Genomic DNA, 23329 nt, shown 5'->3' with positions numbered 1-23329 from the left:
TTTTGTTCCTCTTTTCTCCTTTTCACTATTTAAAAATTAAAAATCAAAGTTTATCTATGATTTTCAATTAAATGTTATCAAGTAAAAGTTAAGAAACTATAAATTACAAAAAATTTTAATATACTTGTAATCGTGATGAAATATTAATAAAAAATTACCTTTGAACCTAAAATAAAGTACAAAAAATTATCTAATATAATAAAAAAAAGTTCAGTAATAGATTAAATCTATTACTGAACTTTTTTAGGTTGCGTGACGATGTCCTATCCTCGCAGGGGGCGATCCCCCAACTACTTTTGGCGTGCTGAAGCTTAACTTCTGTGTTCGGCATGGGAACAGGTGTATCCTTCAGGCTATTACCATCACACTATTTTTTTAAGAGCTTTGCTCTCTCAAAACTAGACAATATTATTTTCTTCCGATTACCATTCTATTATTTATTTTTCTTGGTTAAGTCCTCGACCGATTAGTATTAGTCCGCTTCACACATCACTGTGCTTCCACTTCTAACCTATCTACCTGATCATCTTTCAGGGGTCTTACTTCCATATAGGAATGGGAAATCTCATCTTGAGGCGAGTTTCACACTTAGATGCTTTCAGCGTTTATCTCATCCATACATAGCTACTCAGCAATGCGCCTGGCGGCGCAACTGATACACCAGCGGTATGTCCATCCCGGTCCTCTCGTACTAGGGACAGCTCCTCTCAAATTTCCTGCGCCCGCGACGGATAGGGACCGAACTGTCTCACGACGTTCTGAACCCAGCTCGCGTACCGCTTTAATGGGCGAACAGCCCAACCCTTGGAACCAACTACAGCTCCAGGATGCGATGAGCCGACATCGAGGTGCCAAACCTCCCCGTCGATGTGAACTCTTGGGGGAGATAAGCCTGTTATCCCCAGGGTAGCTTTTATCCGTTGAGCGATGGCCCTTCCATATGGTACCACCGGATCACTAAGTCCGACTTTCGTCCCTGCTCGACCTGTATGTCTCGCAGTCAAGCTTGCTTTTGCCTTTACACTTTAGGAATGATTTCCAACCATTCTAAGCAAACCTTTGAGCGCCTCCGTTACTATTTAGGAGGCGACCGCCCCAGTCAAACTGCCAACCAGACACTGTCTCCGCGCACGATCAGTGCGCAGGGTTAGAGTGTTCACATAACAAGGGTAGTATCCCACTAACGCCTCTACCGAGACTAGCGTCCCGGCTTCTATGGCTCCTACCTATCCTGTACAAGTTATGTAAACACCCAATATCAAGCTACAGTAAAGCTCCATGGGGTCTTTCCGTCCTGTCGCGGGTAACCTGCTTCTTCACAGGTATCTTAATTTCACCGAGTCTATTGTTGAGACAGTACTCAAATCGTTACGCCTTTCGTGCGGGTCGGAACTTACCCGACAAGGAATTTCGCTACCTTAGGACCGTTATAGTTACGGCCGCCGTTTACTGGGGCTTCATTTCAGTGCTTTGCCAAAGCTAACACTTCCACTTAACCTTCCAGCACCGGGCAGGCGTCAGCCCATATACTTCATCTTACGATTTTGCATAAACCTGTGTTTTTGATAAACAGTCGTTTGAGTCTTTTCACTGCGGCTGACCTTGCGGTCAGCACCCCTTCTTCCGAAGTTACGGGGTCATTTTGCCGAGTTCCTTAACAATAGTTCTCTCGCTCACCTGAGGATACTCTCCTCGACTACCTGTGTCGGTTTGCGGTACGGGTAATTAATTACTAACTAGAAGCTTTTCTCGGCAGTGTGACATCAGATATTTCTCTACTTAAATTTCGATCCTCATCATTGCTTGTCAACTCGCTTGAAAGCATTTGACTCTCAAACTGACTTACAATTTAAACGCACATATCCAACCGTGCGCATATCTTAGCCTACTGCGTCCCTCCGTTGTTCAAACATAATTAACTAGTACAGGAATCTCAACCTGTTATCCATCGCCTACGCTTCTCAGCCTCGGCTTAGGTCCCGACTAACCCTGGGTGGACGAGCCTTCCCCAGGAAACCTTAGTCATACGGTGGATCAGATTCTCACTGATCTTTCGCTACTCATACCGGCATTCTCACTTCTAAGCGCTCCAGTAGTCCTTACGGTCTACCTTCATTGCCCTTAGAACGCTCTCCTATCACGCAACCTAAGTTGCGTCCGTAGTTTTGGTAATATGCTTAGCCCCGGTAAATTTTCGGCGCAGAATCACTCGACTAGTGAGCTATTACGCACTCTTTAAATGGTGGCTGCTTCTGAGCCAACATCCTAGTTGTCTAGGCAACTCCACTTCCTTTTCCACTTAGCATATATTTAGGGACCTTAACTGACGGTCTGGGCTGTTCCCCTTTCGACGATGGATCTTATCACTCATCGTCTGACTCCTGGACATAAATCAATGGTATTCGGAGTTTATCTGAACTCAGTAATCCTAGATGGACCCCTTGCTCAAACAGTTGCTCTACCTCCATGATTCTAAATCCAAGGCTAGCCCTAAAGCTATTTCGGAGAGAACCAGCTATCTCCAAGTTCGTTTGGAATTTCACCGCTACCCACACCTCATCCCAGCACTTTTCAACGTACACGGGTTCGGACCTCCGGTGCGTATTACCGCACTTTCATCCTGGACATGGGTAGATCACCTGGTTTCGGGTCTACGGCAACATACTAAGACGCCCTATTAAGACTCGCTTTCGCTACGGCTCCGCTTTTTCGGCTTAACCTTGCATGCAACTGTAACTCGCCGGTTCATTCTACAAAAGGCACGCCATCATCCATTAACGGACTCTGACTGCTTGTAGGCACATGGTTGCAGGAACTATTTCACTCCCCTTCCGGGGTGCTTTTCACCTTTCCCTCACGGTACTGGTTCACTATCGGTCACTAGGAAGTATTTAGCCTTGGGAGATGGTCCTCCCGGATTCCGACGACGTTTCACGTGTGTCGCCGTACTCAGGATCCTGAACTGAGGGTATTTGATTTCATTTACGAGGCTATCACTCTCTTTGGCTTAGTTTCCCAACTAATTCAATTATCAAATACTTTTGTAACTCAAATGTTCAGTCCTACAACCCCGAACCACAAGGGTTCGGTTTGGGCTGTTCCCCGTTCGCTCGCCGCTACTTAGGGAATCGAAATTTCTTTATATTCCTGAGGGTACTTAGATGTTTCAGTTCCCCTCGTCTACCTTTGCATAGCTATGTATTCACTATGCAATGACCAGTCATTACACTGGCCGAGTTTCCTCATTCGGAAATCTCCGGATCAAAGCTTACGTACAGCTCCCCGAAGCTTATCGCAGTTAGTTGCGTCCTTCATCGGCTCCTAGTACCAAGGCATTCACCATGCGCCCTTATTAACTTAACCTATAATCCTATGGGATTATAAATTATATTGAGTTTTAGCGATTAAAACTAATTAAAAACTCAAAAATAACACAATGGTTATTTCTCGGTTCAATTATATAAAAATATAATTATTACAGAAAATAATATTATCTAGTTTTCAAAGAACAAAGTTCTGAGAGTAAAATCTCTCAAAACTGAATAAGATTTAGATCATGTAAGGTTCCGAATTATTCCTTAGAAAGGAGGTGATCCAGCCGCAGGTTCTCCTACGGCTACCTTGTTACGACTTCACCCTAATCATCTGTCCCACCTTAGGCGGCGGACTCCTAAAAAGGTTATCCAACCGACTTTGGGTGTTACAAACTCTCATGGTGTGACGGGCGGTGTGTACAAGACCCGGGAACGTATTCACCGTGGCATGCTGATCCACGATTACTAGCGATTCCAACTTCATGCAGGCGAGTTGCAGCCTGCAATCCGAACTGAGAACGACTTTAAGAGATTAGCTTGACCTCGCGGTTTCGCAACTCGTTGTATCGTCCATTGTAGCACGTGTGTAGCCCAGGACATAAGGGGCATGATGATTTGACGTCGTCCCCACCTTCCTCCGGTTTATCACCGGCAGTCTCTCTAGAGTGCCCAACTTAATGCTGGCAACTAAAGACAAGGGTTGCGCTCGTTGCGGGACTTAACCCAACATCTCACGACACGAGCTGACGACAACCATGCACCACCTGTCATTCTGTCCCCGAAGGGAACGTCTAATCTCTTAGATTGGCAGAAGATGTCAAGTCCTGGTAAGGTTCTTCGCGTAGCATCGAATTAAACCACATGCTCCACCGCTTGTGCGGGTCCCCGTCAATTCCTTTGAGTTTCAACCTTGCGGTCGTACTCCCCAGGCGGAATGCTTAATGCGTTAGCTCCGGCACTGAGAGGCGGAAACCTCCCAACACCTAGCATTCATCGTTTACGGCATGGACTACCAGGGTATCTAATCCTGTTTGCTACCCATGCTTTCGAGCCTCAGCGTCAGTTACAGACCAGATAGCCGCCTTCGCCACTGGTGTTCCTTCATATATCTACGCATTTCACCGCTACACATGAAGTTCCACTATCCTTTTCTGCACTCAAGTTTATCAGTTTCCGATGCACTTCTTCGGTTAAGCCGAAGGCTTTCACATCAGACTTAATAAACCGCCTGCGCTCCCTTTACGCCCAATAAATCCGGACAACGTTTGCCACCTACGTATTACCGCGGCTGCTGGCACGTAGTTAGCCGTGACTTTCTGGTTAGATACCGTCACGCTGTGAGCAGTTACTCTCACAGCCGTTCTTCTCTAACAACAGAGTTTTACGAGCCGAAACCCTTCTTCACTCACGCGGCGTTGCTCCATCAGACTTTCGTCCATTGTGGAAGATTCCCTACTGCTGCCTCCCGTAGGAGTATGGGCCGTGTCTCAGTCCCATTGTGGCAGATTACCCTCTCAGGTCTGCTACGTATCATCGCCTTGGTGAGCTATTATCTCACCAACTAGCTAATACGCCGCGGGTCCATCCAGAAGCACTAGCACAAAGGCCAGCTTTCAAACAAGAACCATGCGGTTCTTGTTGTTATACGGTATTAGCATCTGTTTCCAGGTGTTATCCCCTTCTTCTGGGCAGGTTACCCACGTGTTACTCACCAGTTCGCCACTCAGTCGGATCTAAAATCAAATCGATGCAAGCATCTCATTTCAATTAGGCGACTTCGTTCGACTTGCATGTATTAGGCACGCCGCCAACGTTCGTCCTGAGCCAGGATCAAACTCTCATTTTATAATGAGAACTTTACTAGCTCAAATTAATTTATATTTATTAGCAAATTGACATTGCAATTGTTTAACTCTTGAACTAAGTTCAAAAGTTATCCTTACACTTTATTATTGTAATCAAAATCTTATTCAGTTTTCAAAGATCATACTGACAAGTACCTCAACTGGTACTTTATTAATATAACATATTGGTCAAGAAAGGTCAAACATTTTGATCAATGATTTTTAAACTCAATTAAAATCATCAAATCAGGTCATTCCCTTTTCAACAATATTAACTATATACCCCTTAAACCCGCATGTCAACAGTTTGGTCAAAAAAAGTCAAACTTTTTTATTTTTGCCTTAATCATAGCTAATTACTAACTTAATTAATCAGTGAGCATGGATAAAGACTATTAAATACAACAGTGTTATTATAATCACAAATAAGTAACTACACTTATTTAAACAAAAATTTTTGGAGGTAATATTATGAATAACGAATTATTTAATGGTTTTGGTAATGGCATCTTTGATGAATTACTTGGTAGAAACAATATGAAAGCCAATGTACGTGATAATGGTAAAGCTTATGAAGTCGATGTTGAACTTCCTGGTTTTAGAAAAGATGGAATTCATCTTAGTTATGACAACGATACTCTAAACGTTAATGCTGTTCATGATCTACAAAAAGATCAATCTAACGACGAAGGTACTATCATTAGTCAAGAAATCAACAGTAGTAGTGTAGCTCGTTCATTCTATCTTCCTGATGTTAACATTTCTGAAATTACTGCTAACTATAATGGCGGAATTTTAAGCATTAACCTTCCTAAAGCAGACAAAGATGAAGGTAATGATAACCATATCGAAATCAACTAAAAATAATTTCAAATAATAAAAAGGGATAAAGCATTTTTAACAATGTTTTATCCTTTTTTGTTTTCCTATTTCTACTATATTAATTAAAATTGTTTTGTAATAGATAATCGTACTGTGGATTCTTTTTAAAAAAATTTTTGGCAAACGAACAAACTGGATTAATCAAAAACTGTTTTTCCTGTGCGTAATTAATTACTTGTAACATTAGTTTGCCAGCTAATCCTTGATTTCTATAATTTGGACTAACAAAAGTATGATTAATTGAGATCAAGTTATACCCTACTGTATAAATGATTTCTGCAACGGTTTCATTATTTTCTTCTATATAAAACTTTCCAGGTCTAAATTCAAATTTCATAGTATATTCTCCATAGATATTCCACAAATTAAATTCGAGATAATTATATGCCAATTTTACAATATAGAAAAGTAACTAGAATATATGATGAGCTACAAAAAAATATTCATATTTGATAGATGAATACAAAAACCGTGCGAATGATGAAATAGAAAAAATACTAAATAAAATATAAAAAATAACGTCACTACCCTAAATTGGATAATGACGTTATTTTTATGTGCAATCAAAAATTCCCGTATGAACTCCCACAAACAAAAATGGCTCTATATCAACGTTTTCACGTTCATACAGAACCATACAAAGCTTTTTTATGCCGAGAGCGGGGGTCGAACCCGCACGATCGCAATGATCACTGGATTTTGAGTCCAGCGCGTCTGCCAATTCCGCCATCTCGGCAAGAGCTTGATTGTGACAATACTAAGGCGGTAGTCGGATTTGAACCGACGATAAAGGTTTTGCAGACCTCTGCCTTACCACTTGGCTATACCGCCATAAATCATTTAAACCAATTGCCCTCTTCTTGCAATAAAGCAAGACAATCAAAAGGGCGGTAGATGGGAATCGAACCCACGCGTGTCGGTACCACAAACCGATGTGTTAACCACTTCACCACTACCGCCATAACATCATAAACAGGGATGACAGGAATCGAACCCGCACTAGCGGTTTTGGAGACCGAGGTACTACCGTTATACTACATCCCTATTAAATGGAGGGGAGTGGATTCGAACCACCGAACCCGAAGGAGCGGATTTACAGTCCGCCGCGTTTAGCCAGACTTCGCTACCCCTCCATAAATGGCGCTGGACAGAATCGAACTGCCGACACACGGAGCTTCAATCCGTTGCTCTACCAACTGAGCTACAGAGCCATACCATTTATGTTTATGCTGTTTATTCAATTATAGTTGCATAACCTGCAACAACGGTCCGTACGAGACTCGAACTCGTGATCTCCTGCGTGACAGGCAGGCGTCTTGAACCAACTGGACCAACGGACCAAACTAATGGAAGATACAGGGATCGAACCTGTGACCCCCTGCTTGTAAGGCAGGTGCTCTCCCAGCTGAGCTAATCTTCCAAAAATGACCCGCACGGGATTCGAACCCATGTTACTGCCGTGAAAGGGCAGTGTCTTAACCACTTGACCAGCGGGTCATAACAATAATAATTTCTTACGGAGAGTGAGGGATTCGAACCCTCGAAACAGACGTTCATCCGTTTACATCATTTCCAATGATGCTCCTTCGGCCAGCTCGGACAACTCTCCATAATACTCCGACAGGCGGGCTCGAACCGTCGACAACCTGATTAACAGTCAGGTGCTCTACCAACTGAGCTATGTCGGAATAACAACTTAATGTTTGTTATCTCTAACAGACAACTACATAAGAATAACATGATGAGGGATAAAACGTCAAGTACTAATTTGAAATTAATATTTGATGTGAAAGCGTTTTGTTTCACTCCCTCACCGGCATAAATAATATTATCAAGAATGCCCTTTCACGTCAACAACTTTTTTAAATTAAATTTATCTAATTTTTAGAACTAACTATTCAATTGTCTGCTAAAATATAGTAGATACAAATTATGAATGGAGATTTATAGCTAATATGAGTACATTAATTGACTTTGTTTTACACGTCGATAAGCATCTAATTACCATTGTTAACACTTTTGGTGATTGGACTTATCTCTTCTTATTCTTAATCATTTTCGTAGAAACTGGTGCTGTCATCCTACCATTTCTTCCTGGTGATTCTCTTCTATTTGCTGCAGCAGCCTTATCTGCTAACCCGAAATATGGATTAAGCATTTGGATTTTTATCTTACTATTCTTACTAGCTTCAGTCCTTGGGGATTCTTTGAATTTCTTCATTGGTAAGAAAGTTGGGATGGCAATCACAGAAAATCGTTTTCTTAGTAAGTTTATTAAACAAAAAGATTTCGATCATGCCCGTGCATTCTTCGATAAATATGGTGCAATTGCAATTTTCTTAGCTCGCTTTATGCCAATCGTTAGAACATTTGCCCCATTCGTAGCTGCAAGTAGTGATTATAGTTACAGCAAATTTATTAAGTATAACTTAGCTGCCTGTATTTCATGGGTTGCCCTTTGCTGTGGTGGTGGTTATTTCTTTGGAAACATCCCCTTTGTTCAGGAACATTTCTCAATCGTGGTAATTTCAATTGTAATCATCTCTCTTTTACCTGCCGTAATTGGTGTTTTAAAGAGTCACTTTAGCGCAAAAAAAGAAGAAGCTTAATGCTCCTTCTTTTTTATTTGCCATTTTCCAGCTAAATAAAAACTGATTAAAAGCAAAAATACTAATCCAAACCAAACTACAAAACAACTCAAAAAATACTGATCCGGTAATACTTCAATTATCGGATCTTTTTTTGGACTAAAAACCCAATTGTGATTAGGAAATATCATACGATGAAGATAAATAAAAACATCATAAAAATCAATCAGACAAATAAACATTAACAAGCCGATTACTAACATTACTCGTTTTAAATAATCAGTTAATTTCCACAAATGAGTTTGCATGGTTTTATGATAAGCACAAATTAGCAAATAAAACCCACTTAGAGCCAAAATTAGATAGTCCAGCATTACTAATTTACGAACATCCGTAAAATGCTCATATGCCCCGTTAGATAGCTTATAATGCCACAAATGCATTGCGTTTACCAACGGATTCTGAATAAACGTTACCATAACATGTAAATTATGCATTAAGAGCTGCGTAGATACATGATATTTAATATTCAAATTTAAATATTTAATTACCAGCCAATAAATAAAATTAGCGTTAATTACGAAAAAAGTGCTCAACGTAATCGTAAATAATACAATCATCGTTAAAAGCACATAGTCGCGTTTGTTATAAAATCCATTCATCAAAATTATCAATCTCACTAGTTGGTTGTTTAGCTAATTTAGCAATTTCATCGCGTTTAGAAACCCCAGAATAAACTAATAAGGTGTCTACTCCAGCTTTCATACCAGCCGCAATGTCAGTATCGTAATTATCACCAACCATGACAACTTCGTTTTTCTTCAATCCCATTAATTTAACCGCATTATTAACGATTAAATCACTTGGTTTTCCAATAATAAATGGATCAGTATGGGTCGCATATCGTACGGAATCAATAATAGCTCCAGCACTTGGAATCATCCCTTGTTCACTGGGAATTAAAGTGTCGGCATTCGTTCCAATAAATTTTACGCCTGCATTAACATAAAGAACCGCTTGCGCTAATTTTTGGTAGGTTAAATCACGATCTAGCGCAACCACTACATAGTTTGGTTCAGATGAATATAAATCAAATCCATCCTCAGTTAAAAGCTGTTTTAATCCCTTTTCACCAATCACATAAGCTGTTTTAGCTAAATCATGATTATGCGCGTCATTGCTTAAATATTCAGCCGTAGCTTGGCCTGAAGTATAAACATTAGCTTCATTAACAAAAATATCGTGATTATCAGATAAATTATTAACTACATCAGCTGGTTTCTTGGTGGTGTTATTCGTTACAAAAAGAAACGGAATGCCCTTCTTTTGTAATCTTTCTACAAATCGTTTGGCAGCGGGAATTTTAATTTTTCCCTGGTAAATTGTCCCATCAAGGTCAATTAAATATCCTTTATATTTCTTCATTAATCCTAATCCTCATTTTTTTGGCGAATTGTAAACTTACGATGACGATTTGGTTTACTTTGATTTTGTGATTGTCGTTTAGGTTTATTTTCATGATTTTTACGAGTATTACTATGGTTATTACGATTGCGATTACGTGTTGATTTCTTCTTAGGTTCAACAACTTTAGTTGCTTCTAAATTATGCAAAACAAAGTAAGGTGAACCAAAATTACAATAATCAATAATATAATCTTGAATGGCGCTCTTTTTCAAATCACCTTCAACATTCCGTTTATCATCATAAAAGCCCTTTAAACGCAATTGACCATACCCAATATCACCAACAATATAATCGAAATGGGTAAATACTGGATTAAAAGTATTTTCAAATTGACCTAAATCAAATCCATTATTCTTATCTTCGATTAAATTATATAAATGACCATTAATTTTTAAAGTTGTTTCATCAACTCGTTTAATATCCGCAAACTTAGTTCGGGTATCTTTACGAGCCTCAATTAATTCTTCAATTTCACTATGATTCATGTTGTTCATTCCTTATCGGATATTTTTTTGCTAAATAATCAGCAAAAATTTGTTTTAATGTACCTTCGAAATAGATCTTGTTTTTTCCAGCAATATCAACTGTAGGGAAAAATGGAATAAAATCATAATGATCAATTAATCCAATCTTATATTTTCGCAATGGGTTAATTCGTTTTCCATGCCACAAAACACGATCATGCTTGTCATCATAACTAATTCCAGCATAAACTAATAAACCAAAATCAATTCCCCGAAATCCCATTCCTTTTTGTTCAAAATGAATGAGGAATTTTTTATTCTTTTCCATTTCTTTAATTAAGCGAACTAGATCAAAACCCCAAAGTTCTGTTTTCATTGCATGAATATTATGCGGCAAGACTTGTTGGATTTGGTTCATATCAATAATTCCAGCAGGTAAATTTTTTAAAAACAAACCGGTATTTAAGACTGCAGCATCCGTTTCTGTATATGCTTCTAAAGCTTTTAGTCCCGCATCAATCATTGAATTATCGTCATTGAGAGATGTGGTAAGTGGTTTAGGTAAATCAGCCACTTTTTCGGCAGCTAACATTGCTTCTCCCTTATCTTCAACAGATTTAATCCACTTAGCGTCTTCTGGTTCTTCAGCTAGTTCGCTCGTTTTAATAACTTCAGCTTGACGATTAGTAACTGTTTTACCATCTACTTCAAAAGTGATTACGCCAACATAATGACCCCACTTTTCCGCAGCAGTTAACAAGGTATCGTTAACAATTTCCCCGGTTGGTAATAAGTGATGGGTATGCCCACCAATAATAATTGAAATTTCAGGAAACCGTTTTGCGATGCCGCGGTCATAATTAATTCCTAAGTGAGAAAGAAGTACTAATACATCATAGTCACCTGACCACTGCTTAATTTCGTCAGCAATAGTTTCATAGACTGGATGTTGTAGCCAGCCTAACATTTGAAAAGTTGGATATGGAAAAGTTAGTGCCATAAATCTCAATTTATCCCCATTAGGCAACTTATAATCTACATAACGATTAGCCCATTTCGGTTTTTTGCCACTATTTTTTTCATCAACGTTATCTAAAATAACTTTAAAATTAGCTTTATCATACAGATGTTCAAGATCAGCATGTGAATTAGTCAAAACTTCATTATTACCAATTGTCGCCACTTGATAATGAATTTGATTCAATAATTCTACGTTAAATTGACCATTAGTAACATCCGTCAATGGATTAGACCGATCCATAGCATCACCATCATCAACACGAAACACCGTATATCCTTGTGCTTCTAATTCATCCGTTTTACTTTGCATAAAGCGTTTAATTTTAGGGAAGTTTTCGAAGTGTGAATGTAAATCATTCGTATGTAAAATTGCTACTTTAGTTTTCATCATGATTCCCCTTTTCATAACATATATTTCAATTTTACCATCTTCCCAAAATATAGACAGACAAAAAGTCCAGTGATTACTCACTGGACTTTGTTTTATTTAACTTTTACACTAGCAAAAATGTACATTCCAATTAACCAAACTACTGAACCTACTAAAGCAACTAAGGTTGATGTTGAGAATAGAAGTACAATTGCAACCATTGCCATGAAAGCAATGATGAAGAAGTTTGAGTATGGGAACAATGGCATTTTAAATGGTAATGCTTTTGTTTCGTCAACACTCAATGATTCACGATATTTATAATGGGTAACTGAGATTAATGACCAGATAAATAAGAAACATGTAGTGGCCACACTAGAAATAAATTCAAAAACCCCTTCAGGCATAATAACATCTAGAATTACTGATAAAGCAATTAATAATGTACATGCAAGAATGGCACGACTAGGAAGTCCCCGTTTTGAAAGAGTTCCGAATTGTTTAGCAAATTTGTTCTTGCTTTCTGAAGTAAGTGAATAAAGCATTCTACCAGTCGTAAAGACAGCACTGTTACATGCGGATGCAGCGGCAGTTAAAACAACGAAGTTAACAATGGCAGCTGCTGACTTAATTCCAATTCCTTGGAAAACTTGCACGAAAGGACTTGAATCTGGTGAAACGTATGACCATGGATAGATACACATCAATGCAACTAAAGCACCAATGTAGAACAAAATAATTCTAACTGGAACATCGTTGATACATTTAGGGATAATTTTTTCAGGATCTTTAGTTTCAGAAGCAGTCATACCAATCATTTCGACCCCAACGAAACTGAAGACAACCATTTGGAATGACATGAAGAAACCTTTAAAACCATGTGGGAAGAAACTACCACCAGTAATGTTTGATACTGAGGCATAACCTACGGGAGTCTTGTAATGAATCGCAACAAGCACTACCCCCACCCCGATTAATACCAAAATAGCAACCACTTTGATAATGGCAAACCAGAATTCTGTTTCACCAAAAGCAGATACAGTAATTGAATTCATAAAGAATAAAATTACTAATAAGAATAAAGCCGTTACCCAAATTGGAAGATCAGGATACCAGAATTGCATGTACAATCCAGCAGCTGTAATTTCAGCCATGGCAATTGTGATCCAACAAATCAAGTAGGTCCAACCAGCCACAAAACCAGTCTTTTTACCTAAATATTTATTGATGAAATCAATAAATGAAACACTACTAGTATTTGATAGTAATAATTCCCCTAATGCTCTCATCAAGAAGAAACATGCAAGTCCAGCAATTAAATATGCTAATAAAATTGAAGGACCAGCCAGATGGATTGATTTACCAGCACCTAAGAATAATCCAGTCCCAATAGTTCCACCTAATGCAATTAATTGTACATGTCGGTTTTTCAAACCACGTGACATGTTTTGTTCATTGTTATTTTCAGCCAAAATATTATACCTCTTTCGATTTACAAATATGTATTAATGATAGTATACCTGTTTTTGACTAATTTGTCGAAATAAAAAAGACACTTGTTTAAAAAATATCTATAAATTAGGGAAAATAAAAAACTTCGATAGTAATTATCGAAGTTTTCTTATTTTATTTAATTATTTTGAAAGTGCTTGAACATCACGTACAATCATTAATTCTTCATCAGTTGGAACTAATAAAGTTTTAATTTTTGAATCTTTAGCACTAATGTCGCGAACAACACCACGAACATCATTTTTTTCGTCATCAACAGCAATACCGAAGCAGTTTAAAGCATCCGCAACTTCTTTTCTCACTGTGATACTGTTTTCACCAACACCGGCAGTAAAGACAATGGCATCTGCTCCACCCATTTCAGCAATGTAAGCACCAACATAACGAACAATTCGGTTAACATAGATTTCACGTGCTACTTTAGCACGTGGATTAGTTGCTTGAGCAGCTTCAACATCTCTCATATCTGCAGAAACACCTGAAATACCAAGTAATCCAGATTTTTTGTTTAATACTTCGATCATGTCATTAATGTCAGTCATGCCTTCTTTTTCCATTACGTAGGCAAGTAATGAAGGATCAACATCACCAGAACGAGTTGCCATAGTAATACCTGAAACAGGAGTGAATCCCATTGAAGTATCGTATGATTTACCGTTCTTAACGGCACAAATAGAAGCACCAGCACCTAAATGCATAATAACCATTTTTAAATCTTCAGCTGGTTTGCCAAGTAATTCTGCGGCACGTTGGCTTACATAACGGTAACTAATTCCGTGGAATCCATATTTACGGGCACCATATTTTTCATAGTATTCATAAGGAGTACTGTATAAGAAATTCTTTTCAGGTAATGTAGCATGGAATGCAGTATCAAAAACAGCCACACTAGTAATATCAGGTAATACTTTCTTAAATGCTTTGATTCCAAGGATGTTAGCTGGTTCATGTAGTGGAGCTAATTCAACTAAGCTTTCAATTTTTTCTAAAACATCTGGAGTAATGATTACAGATTTATTGAAGTATTCTCCACCAGCAACGACACGGTGACCAACTCCATTAATTTCTGAGTAATCTGAGATGATTTTAAGATTTAATAATTGATCTAATAAGATTTGAATAGCTTGATTATGATCTTTAACATCTAAAGTTTCTTCAAATTTTTGGCCATCACCATACTTAATAACAACGTGTGAATCTTTCATACCAATTCTTTCAATTAAACCTTCAGCTAAAGTTTTTTCTGCAGGCATTTCGTATAATTTAAATTTTAAAGTTGAGCTACCAGCGTTAACTGCAATAATTTTACTCATTATATTCTCCCTTAATTACCGTTTATTTTTTTAATAGATCTTTTTCTTCCCATTCAACAATTTCTTGCATGAATTTTTGGAAAGCACCAGTGTCTTTAAATGATGGAAATTCTCCTAGCATCACTTTATCGACCTGTTTGGCACCATTACCACGTTTTTGTAAGATCATAACTGCTTTTTGAGCACTTTCATTTAAAAATAACTCTTTTGGCAAATTCAAAATACCTTGCAAATAAACAGTGTCTTGCATCCATTTTAACAGACCTTTAGCTTCATTGGTTTGAAATAGATTACTTGGAACTAAGAAAACCGCAAAATCACCATCTTTTAGATGATTAATTGATTGTTCCATTAACAAATGATGAACATATGAATGACCACTAGTTGAACTAGTTTCGTAATCAGTCACATTATCATCAATTGGGTAATAACCAATTGGTAAATCAGATACAACCAAATCAACATCTGGAATGTCAATTTCAGCAATACTATCTTGGTGAATTAACTCAATATCCAAATTTTGTAATTTAGCGCTAATGCTAGCAACTGAAATCATGGAATCATCATTATCAATTCCAATTCCTTCAACATTATCATGTAATTCAGTTTTTAGTTGATTCATTACCGCAGTCAATAAATTCCCAGATCCAACAGCTGGATCTAATACCTTAACTGATTGGTCATTTTTATAAAGTCTTAAAATCAAATATCCCATTATGTAAGCGATGGTATCTGGGGTAATTTGATGGATGGCTTGAATTTTATCTACTTTAATTGCTCTAATCATAGCCATTTGGATAGCTCGACGAATCGAAGGAGCATCCATTTTCTTGTAATCAATTGTTTTATAAAGATCAGTCAGTTCTTTGACCACCTTTTCATTTGGTACACCATTTTCGACACGAACTGTTCCATTATCAATAATGTTATCAGCTGTTTCAATAAATGCATCCAAATATGAAGTATTAAGGGCTTGCATTAATACTTTGGCAGATTGATCAAAGACCTGATATAAATCTGTAGTATCTTTTTCAGACAATATATTCAGCTCCTTTTAGCATATATCTATGGTTAATAGTACCGAAAATGTTGTCATTTTTCAAGATTCACTGTCTAATTGTTCGCTTCATTTGTTGAATTCGTCGATTATTACATTCGACTTGTTGATTAACGGTTTGCATTTGATAATTTAAAATAAACGCGACCAATAATATAAATAATACTGCGATTAAAGTTAGACTACCTTTTCTCTGGGAGTTTACTTTTAAATTCATAAACATGTCCCCCTAACTTTATTTTAGATATCAAACAATCATCAACTTGATCCCATTTAACTGCATCAATATTTAAAATTAAGGGCATATACCCTCCATCCGCAGCTTTCATCTTAATCAAGTTATTATATTTTTCAATAATGTAATATTGATTCTCAGTTTGCGAATATAACTTTATTCTTTCAATCTCAACTTTATCAATTTTAAAATCAAATTGATTCGATTCAATTAAATCTACATATCTAAACAATTCACTACTCTGTTGCGTTTTAATATTATTTTGACGCATTTGTTGAAAAGTAAGACTAATCATACTAACTGCAATTGAAATTATTAGTAAAGAAAAAATGGTTTCCACTAGGGAAAAACCATTTCTTTGCTTATTTAAGCTTATTTTCATATATTCTCCGTGTTTCCATTAGTTGATTTGTACTGTGTTGTAACCGATAATTCATGGTTTGATTCACTTCAAAATACATTGTTGCCGCTAAGCAAATAATAACTAAGCCTGCTAAAGTATCGACTAGAGTAAATCCTGTTCTATTTATCATCTTCACAATAATAAATCCCCCAACCTAATTGAAATTTTTGTTGAATGCCACAATGCCGATTTTTAGAATACCAATTAATCGTTTGTGGTTTTGTAAATCCAGTGGGCGTAATAAAAATATCATGTTGTCCGTTGGCACTTAGTCCCTCTGGAATATCAACATATTCTGATATCAAGTGTTTATTTTTGTAAAATCGAAATTCAACGTCCTGGCCCTTCCAAATTCTAACATCCGTTACCCGACCTTCATTTTTACCTCGTTGAATAGATTCATTCCACTTTTCATTAAATAACCGCCAAAAAGCTTTTTCTTTCATGCTATTTTGTGGAAAAACATTTAAACATAGCAATAACATACCAACAATAAGCGAACTAATTGCTAAAACAACTAAACTTTCAACTAAGGTAAAACCAGTTCTAGTCTTTTTTAGCATGATTATTTTGAATCGTAATCTTTTCATCAGTAGCTTGTTTTGCTTGTTTTTTAGTTAAATAATTATTTTCTACTAATTTATCAAAAGTCACACTTTTATCTGCATGTTCATCTTCATAAGCATCAACCTGAGTTTGTACTACACTGACCATGGCATTTCCATGTACGGAATTCGCATGATTTTTTTGGGAACTTAAATTTGGAATAATAATCAAAATTAATAAAGAAATAATAAATAATACAACTGTCATTTCAATAAGGGTGAATCCTTTTCGCTTTTTCATTAATAAATACTCTCCATTGATTGATATAGTGGCATTAACATTTTTAAATACGTAACCACAATTGTAATTCCAATAATCACAAAAGCAGTTGGCTGAATTAAACTAATTAATTTTTCTGATTTTTTGATTAGTCGTTGAAAACATAATTTGCTTAAAGCCTGTAAATTTTGAGCTAAAACTTCATTAGTGCTTCCATTGGAAAGAAAAACGACTAATTCATTTGAAACAAAGTGATAGCGTTTGAAAATTTTATCGATACTAATTCCGCGATTGAGAGATTGATCCATATTGATTCCAATCTCGTAAAGCAAAGAATTTTCTTTAAATTTGGCAAAAATTTGGACAATTTTGCGCATATCTAGACCATTTGAAAGCATAATAGCTAAATTGCTGGTTAAATAATATTCATAATATGAGGAAAAGACTGTACCCAAAATTGGAATACGACTTAGAAAATTAGCCTTATAGATTGCTTTTCGGTTAATGAAGGCTTTAATTTTGTAGAAACCAAATACCACCAAGAATCCAGCCATCACAAATAATAAATAAGTAATCCAATTTTGTGATTTAGCTACATTTCCTAGTGCATCCGTTTCAGGTAAGATAAATAATTTGATAGCTACTAGCATAATCATCAAACCAAAAAATAAAATTAACGGATAAATGGCAATATCACGAATTTTAGTTTGTTGCTTTAGCCGTAACTGAATAAACTCACTAATTTCTTGCATCCCTGTTTCAATTTTTCCATGTTCATCTGCAATTACTAGTTGTTGATACATCGAATTATTCAAAAAGAACTTCATTGCGTGCGGTAATGAATCACCATTTTCAAGGCCCTGTTCAACCTTACTAATAATTTTCCGATTCTTTTTCGAAACGGTTTTAATGAAAGATAATGACTGTGAAATTGAAAAACCAATCTGCAATAATTCTGCGATTGTCGAAAAAATAAAAGTTTGTTGTTGTAATGATAATTTATCCGAATTGGTATTTAGTTTGAATTTCATCAGAAATCACCTTTTTCTTATGCAATTTTTCTAATCTTATTTTCCAATCCTGCATATCGTCAGTTTGATTCTCAATTTCAGTTAAAGAGGCAATTGAAAGTAAAGCCTTACTATCTCCATTTGTAGTTGGAATTAATCGTTGATAGACAATAGCGTTAATAGCACTTTGAAGTTGTGGTAATTTCACTCCCAATTCTAATAATCTTTGCATCACTCCGGCAGGCGTCTTAGCATGCACGGTGGTAAAAACTAAATGACCGCTTAATGCTGCCCGAATAGCTATTTTAGCAGTTTGCTCATCACGAATTTCACCAATTATAAAGACATCTGGACGTTGTCGTAATCCAACTTTTAGCAAATTAGCATAACTCATATCAGCTTTTTCATTAACTTCTAATTGTAAAAAGCGATCATCATAGATTTCTACTGGATCTTCGATTGACATAATTACCTCATTTGCATGTAAGGAGCGCGCGACTTTATAAATGGTACTGGTTTTTCCAGAACCAGTTGGACCAGCAAAAACCATTAATCCACGTTGATTGGTTAAATCTATCAAACGTTGGACCATACTTTCCTCAAAAAACTGACAATCATTTTGGTTATTATCATAAATAATTCGTAACACTAAAGATTCATGATGATTAAAAGTTCCCACCGAAGAAAGTCGAATTCGCAACTGGTTCTCTTGATATAAATAAGAAATCGAACCTAATTGTGGTCTTCTTTTTTCTGAAACTGACATACCACTTTGATATTTACAATACGTAATTAACCGTTGGGCTTTTTCAAACGAAATTTCAGATAATTGAATCACGCCATGCACCGTATGAATTTTCACCTCATAATTTTTACTTTTTGGTAAAAAATAAATATCAGAGGCATGTTTTTGAACCGCTAACTCTATAATTTGGTCAAATAATTTACTAATTTCCATTTTTTTCACATCCTTTAAAATAAGATACGAAAAAAGACCCAATCTTATTTTAAAGATTGAGTCTTTTTGAAAATCTATTTAATTATTCAGCATCTTCTGGTAAAACAGCTGCTTCATAGACATCTTGAACATCATCATTTTCAGATAATTCATCAATTAATCCAGTGTATTGAGCAATTTTATCTTCAGGTACTTCTGTAACATTTTGTGGGAATAGACGAACTTCAGAGTTATCTAGTTTGTAACCTGCATCTTGCAATGCATCACGAACTGCTGTCATGTTTGAAGGATCAGTGAAGATTTGGTATTCATCTTCAGTAGCCTTCATATCATCAGCACCAGCATCTAACGCTGCCATTAACATTGTATCTTCGTCGTCTTCAGTGTCATCACGTAAGACTACAACGTAACCTTTACGGTCAAAGTTATATGAAACTGAACCATTAGTTCCTAAAGAACCACCATGATGAGTAAAAGCAGAACGAACTGCAGCGGCAGTACGGTTCTTGTTATCTGTAAGAGTAGAAACCATTACAGCAGTACCACCAGGTCCGTAACCTTCATAAGTTACTTCTTCGAAGTTAGCTCCACCAACACCAGAAGCTTTGTCTAAGGCACGTTGAACGTTATCCTTAGGCATATTTGCTGCTCTAGCTTTTTCTAATTCAAGTCTTAATTGTGGGTTACCATCTGGATCCACTCCACCTGATTTAGCGGCTTGATATAAGTTACGTGAAATTTTTTGGAAAATTTTTCCTCTTTTTGCATCTTGAGCGTTTTTACGACCCTGAATATTATGCCATTTTGAATGTCCTGACATGATTCAGCACTCCCTCTCTATAACTGAAATTAACAGTTTTGATTATACCAACAAAAACTAGCTTAATCAAATATACTGCTATTTTGTAGAATTTCTTTGTTTTAATCCAAATGGAAGTAAGACATCTCGTTCAGAAACATCCTCATTCTTCATTAATTTGGTAAGTAGTCTCATTGATACAGCACCAATATCATAAAGCGGTTGCGTAATGGTAGACATCATTGGTCTAGTCATCTCAGTCAATTTGGTGTTATCACTGGTAGCAACCTCAAATTGTTCTGGAACGTTAATCCCACTGTCTGTCATAGAATTCATAATTCCAGCTGCTACATCATCGTTACTAACAATTGCTGCTGTGGCTTCTTCCTGAATTAATTTATTACGGAGCTTGTAGCCACTATCATAAGTTGTTTGATTAGCTTCAAATAATAGGGTCTTGCGGAATGGAATTCCAGCATCTTTTAAAGCATCTTTATACCCTTCCAAACGATAATTCTTATTGATAGAGCGGTCTAAATGAGCTGCAACAAAGGCTACTCGATCATTATTTTTTAGCAATTCATTCGTTTGGGCATAAACGGCTTTGCGATAATCAATGTTAACACTGTTAAATTGATTTTGTGGATCAACTGAACCAGCTAAAACAACTGGGATACGTTCATCACTCATATCGGAACGAACTGTGTCACTAATTTCGTTACCCATGAAAATAATTCCATCAACTTGTTTTGAATATAAAGTATTTAAGGCTTTAATTTCTTTTTTCTCGTCACCGTCTGAGTTGGTCAAAATAATATTATATTGGTACATCTCAGCAATATCATCAATTCCACGGGCTAACGCAGCAAAATATGAATTAGTAACATTAGGAATAATAACTCCAACAGTGGTAGTTTTTTTGCTTGCTAACCCACGAGCTACATCATTGGGACGGTAATTCAAACGTTTTACAACTTCTAAAACTTTTTGTTCCGTAGCAGGTTTAACGTTATGGTTATGATTAACTACTCGAGAAACTGTAGCCATTGAAACAGAAGCTTCTCTAGCTACATCATAAATTGTTACAGTTTCTTTCTTTTTCATTTAGTCGCCCTTCTTTCATCGTGAATATCTTCACTACAAGAATAGCAGAGTAACCGTTTACATTCAAGTTATTAAAAAGAACCATTTCCGCAGAAACAGCTCTTTTTAATAACTAATTTAGTTTTTGTGTTCTTCAACTGTTTCATTAGCAATACGATCATCGTTATCATTTTCAGTTGAAAAAGCATCATCCATATCTAAAGTAATATCATCTGATTCTTTATCCTTTTCAAGATCTTGTTCTTGAGTTTTAGGAATTGGAATTAAGTTAAGGTAAGTTTGTAATTCACCCAAATCTTCTTTTAAATCTAATAGTTTATTAGAAATTTTATCACTAACATCATCAAAAGAATCTTTGTAATCTTCCATACGATCATTGGCACTGTCTTTAGCATCTGCTAAAGTATCAGCTGCATAATATGCATAATCAACAGCACGATCTTTGGCATCTTCAACAGCATCTAAAACTGTATTTCTAATTTCGTATTGTTTTTCTTCATCAAGTGAACGATATGCAGCAAAAGCAGCTGCACTACCAAGAATAGTTCCTAAAAATAAACCTTTTTTAAAGCTCATAATATTCTCCTTTAATTAATGAAAATTATTTTTCGTTTTTCTTTTTATTATTGTGTTTTGAAAACATATGCATTGCAGTTTTAGCTGCAACGTTAAGCATTGAAGTCTTTGTAAAGAAACTCATACGATGCTTTAAGTCTTCTGATGTTTTTTTAGCTTTATCAGTTACGTCACTAACAGTACTACCTAAATCAGCCGCAGCTTGAAAAACTGGGTCAATTTGATCAATTCGATCATTAACATTATCAATCAAATCACTAGCGTTGTCGCTTAAATCGTTAATATCAATGGTAATTGAATCTAAATTACGACTAGCATCGTTCATAACCTTAACTAAACTAAGTAAAAAGATACCGATAAATACTACTAATACAGCAAAAGCAATTGCAGCAATTAAACCTGCTATTTGTCCAATAGTCATTGAACTACCTCCTAATGATTTATAAACACGTTAAGAATAGCATTATTTCATAATAATGACAATCAATGCAACTAGGAACTCTATTAAAACACTTCAATTTTTGATAAAATTAGATACAAACATTTTATTGAATGAGGTAATAACATGCACTACAGCTTAGTTTTGACTGCTACCGACGATGCAATCAAACAATATACAAAAAATACGTTTTTAAATAATTTTCTCAATAAATTTGATTTTGACCAGATTCTGTGGAATCTCACAACTAAAGTAATTAGCATTATTTTAATTTCCGTTTTATTTTTAATCATCGCTGAAACCGGTAAAAAAATCATCGCTCATTTCTTTAAAAAATATCAAATTAAAATGAAATCTTCTAAAAGTGATAATCCCATCGACAATTCCGAATTAATGGTTCGGCGCCGTAATAAAACCATCTATACGTTGACCCAAAATGCATTCTACTATTTGGTGATTTTCTTTTGGTTATATTCCATTCTTTCAATCATTGGCATTCCAGTAGGAACTTTAATTGCGGGTGCTGGAATATTCTCACTAGCCATTGGTCTTGGAGCCCAGGGATTTGTAAGTGACATTGTCAGTGGTTTCTTCATTATTTTTGAACATCAAATTGATGTTGGAGAACATGTCATTATCAATAGTACCAATGGAATCGTAGCTGCAATTGGGTTACGAACCACTCAAATAAGAAGTCAAAATGGAACTTTAAACTTCATTCCCAATCGCGATATTACTACTATTTCCAATTTATCTCGGGGAAACATTTCCACTTTAGTTAATATTCGAATCATGCCAGATTCTCCCATTAAACAAATTGAAGATATCATGGCAGATGTTAATGAAAAACTTGATGGTAGTGATGCAAATGTCATTGGATTACCAGTAGTTTTTGGAACTGTATACCTAACGGATGGTTCATTGGCCATTCAAACAGTAATAACTGCCCGTAGTGGCACTGAAAGTAAAGTTCAAGCTATTTATCTTGCTGCTTATTTAAAGGCAATTAATGACGCTAATATCGCCCTTCCAATGTCTCCACAAACGGTTAAAGTTCCTGCTAAACCACAAAAGAAATCTAAGTCGGCTACTGAGGCCCTCCCAATTTCCACTAATACAAAATAAAAAAGTAGCATTGAAAATCCAATC

At 36.3% G+C, this 23329-nt stretch carries 20 protein-coding genes, 11 tRNA genes and 3 rRNA genes; 3 read left to right on the top strand and 31 right to left on the bottom strand.

Annotated features, from left to right (window positions below; all coding sequences use genetic code 11):
• Window positions 1–250 precede the first annotated feature (250 nt).
• The 3 genes from rrf to ACQW5G_RS06975 form a co-directional block, all read right to left on the bottom strand.
• Window positions 251–367: ribosomal RNA gene (gene rrf, locus ACQW5G_RS06985) — 5S ribosomal RNA — on the bottom strand.
• Between the two features lie 79 nt (window positions 368–446).
• Window positions 447–3363, bottom strand: a 23S ribosomal RNA gene (locus ACQW5G_RS06980).
• Between the two features lie 219 nt (window positions 3364–3582).
• Window positions 3583–5160, bottom strand: a 16S ribosomal RNA gene (locus tag ACQW5G_RS06975).
• Together the 16S, 23S and 5S rRNA genes form the textbook arrangement of a ribosomal RNA operon.
• Window positions 5161–5629: 469 nt before the next feature.
• On the opposite strand from ACQW5G_RS06975, the gene ACQW5G_RS06970 reads away from it, so the two are divergent.
• Complete coding sequence (locus ACQW5G_RS06970) at window positions 5630–6019, top strand: Hsp20/alpha crystallin family protein (RefSeq protein ID WP_429970738.1); 390 nt, start codon at window positions 5630–5632, stop codon at window positions 6017–6019.
• A 79-nt stretch (window positions 6020–6098) separates the two neighbouring features.
• Here ACQW5G_RS06970 and ACQW5G_RS06965 read toward each other — a convergent pair whose 3' ends face one another.
• From ACQW5G_RS06965 to ACQW5G_RS06910, 12 genes are all read right to left on the bottom strand, one after another.
• Window positions 6099–6404, bottom strand: a complete 306-nt coding sequence (locus ACQW5G_RS06965; RefSeq protein WP_429970737.1) for a GNAT family N-acetyltransferase — start codon at window positions 6402–6404, stop codon at window positions 6099–6101.
• Between the two features lie 287 nt (window positions 6405–6691).
• Window positions 6692–6776: transfer RNA gene (locus ACQW5G_RS06960), tRNA-Leu, on the bottom strand.
• A 24-nt stretch (window positions 6777–6800) separates the two neighbouring features.
• Window positions 6801–6871, bottom strand: a tRNA-Cys gene (locus tag ACQW5G_RS06955).
• Window positions 6872–6926: 55 nt separating this feature from the next.
• A tRNA-His gene (locus ACQW5G_RS06950) sits at window positions 6927–6999 on the bottom strand.
• 14 nt (window positions 7000–7013) lie between these two features.
• Window positions 7014–7084, bottom strand: a tRNA-Trp gene (locus ACQW5G_RS06945).
• A 6-nt stretch (window positions 7085–7090) separates the two neighbouring features.
• A tRNA-Tyr gene (locus ACQW5G_RS06940) sits at window positions 7091–7173 on the bottom strand.
• Window positions 7174–7178: 5 nt separating this feature from the next.
• A tRNA-Phe gene (locus ACQW5G_RS06935) sits at window positions 7179–7251 on the bottom strand.
• Between the two features lie 54 nt (window positions 7252–7305).
• Window positions 7306–7380, bottom strand: a tRNA-Asp gene (locus tag ACQW5G_RS06930).
• A 7-nt stretch (window positions 7381–7387) separates the two neighbouring features.
• Window positions 7388–7460: transfer RNA gene (locus ACQW5G_RS06925), tRNA-Val, on the bottom strand.
• Between the two features lie 5 nt (window positions 7461–7465).
• Window positions 7466–7537 (bottom strand) — tRNA-Glu (locus tag ACQW5G_RS06920).
• Between the two features lie 20 nt (window positions 7538–7557).
• Window positions 7558–7649: transfer RNA gene (locus ACQW5G_RS06915), tRNA-Ser, on the bottom strand.
• A gap of 6 nt (window positions 7650–7655) precedes the next feature.
• Window positions 7656–7728 (bottom strand) — tRNA-Asn (locus tag ACQW5G_RS06910).
• 267 nt (window positions 7729–7995) lie between these two features.
• Here ACQW5G_RS06910 and ACQW5G_RS06905 point away from each other — a divergent pair.
• Complete coding sequence (locus ACQW5G_RS06905) at window positions 7996–8649, top strand: VTT domain-containing protein (protein WP_429970736.1); 654 nt, start codon at window positions 7996–7998, stop codon at window positions 8647–8649.
• On the opposite strand, the gene ACQW5G_RS06900 is transcribed toward ACQW5G_RS06905, so the two are convergent.
• The 16 genes from ACQW5G_RS06900 to ACQW5G_RS06825 form a co-directional block, all read right to left on the bottom strand.
• Window positions 8646–9290 (bottom strand): TIGR01906 family membrane protein, encoded by a 645-nt coding sequence (locus ACQW5G_RS06900; RefSeq protein ID WP_429971903.1) that lies wholly within the window; start codon window positions 9288–9290, stop codon window positions 8646–8648. The two genes, ACQW5G_RS06905 and ACQW5G_RS06900, sit on opposite strands and share 4 nt — an antisense overlap.
• The gene (locus ACQW5G_RS06895) at window positions 9274–10053 is read right to left on the bottom strand and encodes a TIGR01457 family HAD-type hydrolase (protein WP_429970735.1); all 780 of its coding nucleotides are present in this window, start codon (window positions 10051–10053) and stop codon (window positions 9274–9276) included. The genes ACQW5G_RS06900 and ACQW5G_RS06895 overlap by 17 nt, the downstream gene beginning before the upstream one ends.
• A gap of 5 nt (window positions 10054–10058) precedes the next feature.
• Window positions 10059–10580 (bottom strand): YutD family protein, encoded by a 522-nt coding sequence (locus tag ACQW5G_RS06890; protein ID WP_429970734.1) that lies wholly within the window; start codon window positions 10578–10580, stop codon window positions 10059–10061.
• Complete coding sequence (locus ACQW5G_RS06885) at window positions 10570–11967, bottom strand: bifunctional metallophosphatase/5'-nucleotidase (protein WP_429970733.1); 1398 nt, start codon at window positions 11965–11967, stop codon at window positions 10570–10572. The genes ACQW5G_RS06890 and ACQW5G_RS06885 overlap by 11 nt, the downstream gene beginning before the upstream one ends.
• A 95-nt stretch (window positions 11968–12062) precedes the next feature.
• Entirely contained in the window at window positions 12063–13421 is a 1359-nt protein-coding gene (locus ACQW5G_RS06880) for an amino acid permease (RefSeq protein WP_429970732.1), read from the bottom strand.
• 162 nt (window positions 13422–13583) lie between these two features.
• The gene (locus ACQW5G_RS06875; protein WP_429970731.1) at window positions 13584–14774 is read right to left on the bottom strand and encodes an acetate/propionate family kinase; all 1191 of its coding nucleotides are present in this window, start codon (window positions 14772–14774) and stop codon (window positions 13584–13586) included.
• 22 nt (window positions 14775–14796) lie between these two features.
• Window positions 14797–15813, bottom strand: a complete 1017-nt coding sequence (locus ACQW5G_RS06870; protein ID WP_429970730.1) for a class I SAM-dependent methyltransferase — start codon at window positions 15811–15813, stop codon at window positions 14797–14799.
• Between the two features lie 200 nt (window positions 15814–16013).
• Entirely contained in the window at window positions 16014–16448 is a 435-nt protein-coding gene (locus tag ACQW5G_RS06865) for a competence type IV pilus minor pilin ComGF (protein WP_429970729.1), read from the bottom strand.
• Between the two features lie 140 nt (window positions 16449–16588).
• Window positions 16589–17032, bottom strand: coding sequence for a prepilin-type N-terminal cleavage/methylation domain-containing protein (locus ACQW5G_RS06860; protein ID WP_429970728.1), 444 nt, complete (start codon window positions 17030–17032; stop codon window positions 16589–16591).
• Window positions 17016–17315, bottom strand: a complete 300-nt coding sequence (gene comGC, locus ACQW5G_RS06855) for a competence type IV pilus major pilin ComGC (protein WP_429970727.1) — start codon at window positions 17313–17315, stop codon at window positions 17016–17018. The genes ACQW5G_RS06860 and comGC overlap by 17 nt, the downstream gene beginning before the upstream one ends.
• Window positions 17315–18325 carry a type II secretion system F family protein gene (locus tag ACQW5G_RS06850; RefSeq protein WP_429970726.1) on the bottom strand — a complete coding sequence of 337 codons (1011 nt, stop codon included), beginning with the start codon at window positions 18323–18325 and terminating at the stop codon, window positions 17315–17317. The genes comGC and ACQW5G_RS06850 overlap by 1 nt, the downstream gene beginning before the upstream one ends.
• Window positions 18294–19262: a competence type IV pilus ATPase ComGA gene (gene comGA / locus ACQW5G_RS06845; RefSeq protein WP_429970725.1), complete on the bottom strand. Its 969-nt coding sequence runs from the start codon at window positions 19260–19262 to the stop codon at window positions 18294–18296. The genes ACQW5G_RS06850 and comGA overlap by 32 nt, the downstream gene beginning before the upstream one ends.
• An 82-nt stretch (window positions 19263–19344) precedes the next feature.
• Entirely contained in the window at window positions 19345–20082 is a 738-nt protein-coding gene (locus ACQW5G_RS06840) for a YebC/PmpR family DNA-binding transcriptional regulator (RefSeq protein ID WP_429970724.1), read from the bottom strand.
• Window positions 20083–20160: 78 nt separating this feature from the next.
• Window positions 20161–21165 carry a catabolite control protein A gene (gene ccpA / locus ACQW5G_RS06835; RefSeq protein WP_429970723.1) on the bottom strand — a complete coding sequence of 335 codons (1005 nt, stop codon included), beginning with the start codon at window positions 21163–21165 and terminating at the stop codon, window positions 20161–20163.
• 117 nt (window positions 21166–21282) lie between these two features.
• Window positions 21283–21741, bottom strand: a complete 459-nt coding sequence (locus ACQW5G_RS06830; RefSeq protein WP_429970722.1) for a hypothetical protein — start codon at window positions 21739–21741, stop codon at window positions 21283–21285.
• A gap of 25 nt (window positions 21742–21766) precedes the next feature.
• A complete protein-coding gene (locus tag ACQW5G_RS06825; protein ID WP_429970721.1) occupies window positions 21767–22162 on the bottom strand; it encodes a DUF948 domain-containing protein in 396 nt (131 codons plus the stop codon).
• A 144-nt stretch (window positions 22163–22306) separates the two neighbouring features.
• On the opposite strand from ACQW5G_RS06825, the gene ACQW5G_RS06820 reads away from it, so the two are divergent.
• Window positions 22307–23305 carry a mechanosensitive ion channel family protein gene (locus ACQW5G_RS06820; protein WP_429970720.1) on the top strand — a complete coding sequence of 333 codons (999 nt, stop codon included), beginning with the start codon at window positions 22307–22309 and terminating at the stop codon, window positions 23303–23305.
• Window positions 23306–23329: the final 24 nt, after the last annotated feature.

Origin of the sequence: Fructilactobacillus sp. Tb1 (assembly GCF_050500285.1) — a bacterium.
Classification (GTDB): Bacteria; Bacillota; Bacilli; order Lactobacillales; family Lactobacillaceae; genus Fructilactobacillus.
This window is presented reverse-complemented; position numbering and strand designations above follow the sequence as displayed.

What these genes read in the sequence shown, in the direction of transcription:
- ACQW5G_RS06970 (WP_429970738.1), top strand. Translation starts at nt 5,630, where the DNA reads ATGAATAACGAATTATTTAATGGTTTTGGTAATGGCATCTTTGATGAA.
- ACQW5G_RS06905 (WP_429970736.1), top strand. Translation starts at nt 7,996, where the DNA reads ATGAGTACATTAATTGACTTTGTTTTACACGTCGATAAGCATCTAATT.
- ACQW5G_RS06900 (WP_429971903.1), bottom strand. Translation starts at nt 9,290, where the DNA reads ATGAATGGATTTTATAACAAACGCGACTATGTGCTTTTAACGATGATT.
- ACQW5G_RS06895 (WP_429970735.1), bottom strand. Translation starts at nt 10,053, where the DNA reads ATGAAGAAATATAAAGGATATTTAATTGACCTTGATGGGACAATTTAC.
- ACQW5G_RS06890 (WP_429970734.1), bottom strand. Translation starts at nt 10,580, where the DNA reads ATGAATCATAGTGAAATTGAAGAATTAATTGAGGCTCGTAAAGATACC.
- ACQW5G_RS06885 (WP_429970733.1), bottom strand. Translation starts at nt 11,967, where the DNA reads ATGAAAACTAAAGTAGCAATTTTACATACGAATGATTTACATTCACAC.
- ACQW5G_RS06875 (WP_429970731.1), bottom strand. Translation starts at nt 14,774, where the DNA reads ATGAGTAAAATTATTGCAGTTAACGCTGGTAGCTCAACTTTAAAATTT.
- ACQW5G_RS06865 (WP_429970729.1), bottom strand. Translation starts at nt 16,448, where the DNA reads ATGAAAATAAGCTTAAATAAGCAAAGAAATGGTTTTTCCCTAGTGGAA.
- ACQW5G_RS06860 (WP_429970728.1), bottom strand. Translation starts at nt 17,032, where the DNA reads ATGCTAAAAAAGACTAGAACTGGTTTTACCTTAGTTGAAAGTTTAGTT.
- comGC (WP_429970727.1), bottom strand. Translation starts at nt 17,315, where the DNA reads ATGAAAAAGCGAAAAGGATTCACCCTTATTGAAATGACAGTTGTATTA.
- ACQW5G_RS06850 (WP_429970726.1), bottom strand. Translation starts at nt 18,325, where the DNA reads ATGAAATTCAAACTAAATACCAATTCGGATAAATTATCATTACAACAA.
- comGA (WP_429970725.1), bottom strand. Translation starts at nt 19,262, where the DNA reads ATGGAAATTAGTAAATTATTTGACCAAATTATAGAGTTAGCGGTTCAA.
- ACQW5G_RS06840 (WP_429970724.1), bottom strand. Translation starts at nt 20,082, where the DNA reads ATGTCAGGACATTCAAAATGGCATAATATTCAGGGTCGTAAAAACGCT.
- ccpA (WP_429970723.1), bottom strand. Translation starts at nt 21,165, where the DNA reads ATGAAAAAGAAAGAAACTGTAACAATTTATGATGTAGCTAGAGAAGCT.
- ACQW5G_RS06830 (WP_429970722.1), bottom strand. Translation starts at nt 21,741, where the DNA reads ATGAGCTTTAAAAAAGGTTTATTTTTAGGAACTATTCTTGGTAGTGCA.
- ACQW5G_RS06825 (WP_429970721.1), bottom strand. Translation starts at nt 22,162, where the DNA reads ATGACTATTGGACAAATAGCAGGTTTAATTGCTGCAATTGCTTTTGCT.
- ACQW5G_RS06820 (WP_429970720.1), top strand. Translation starts at nt 22,307, where the DNA reads ATGCACTACAGCTTAGTTTTGACTGCTACCGACGATGCAATCAAACAA.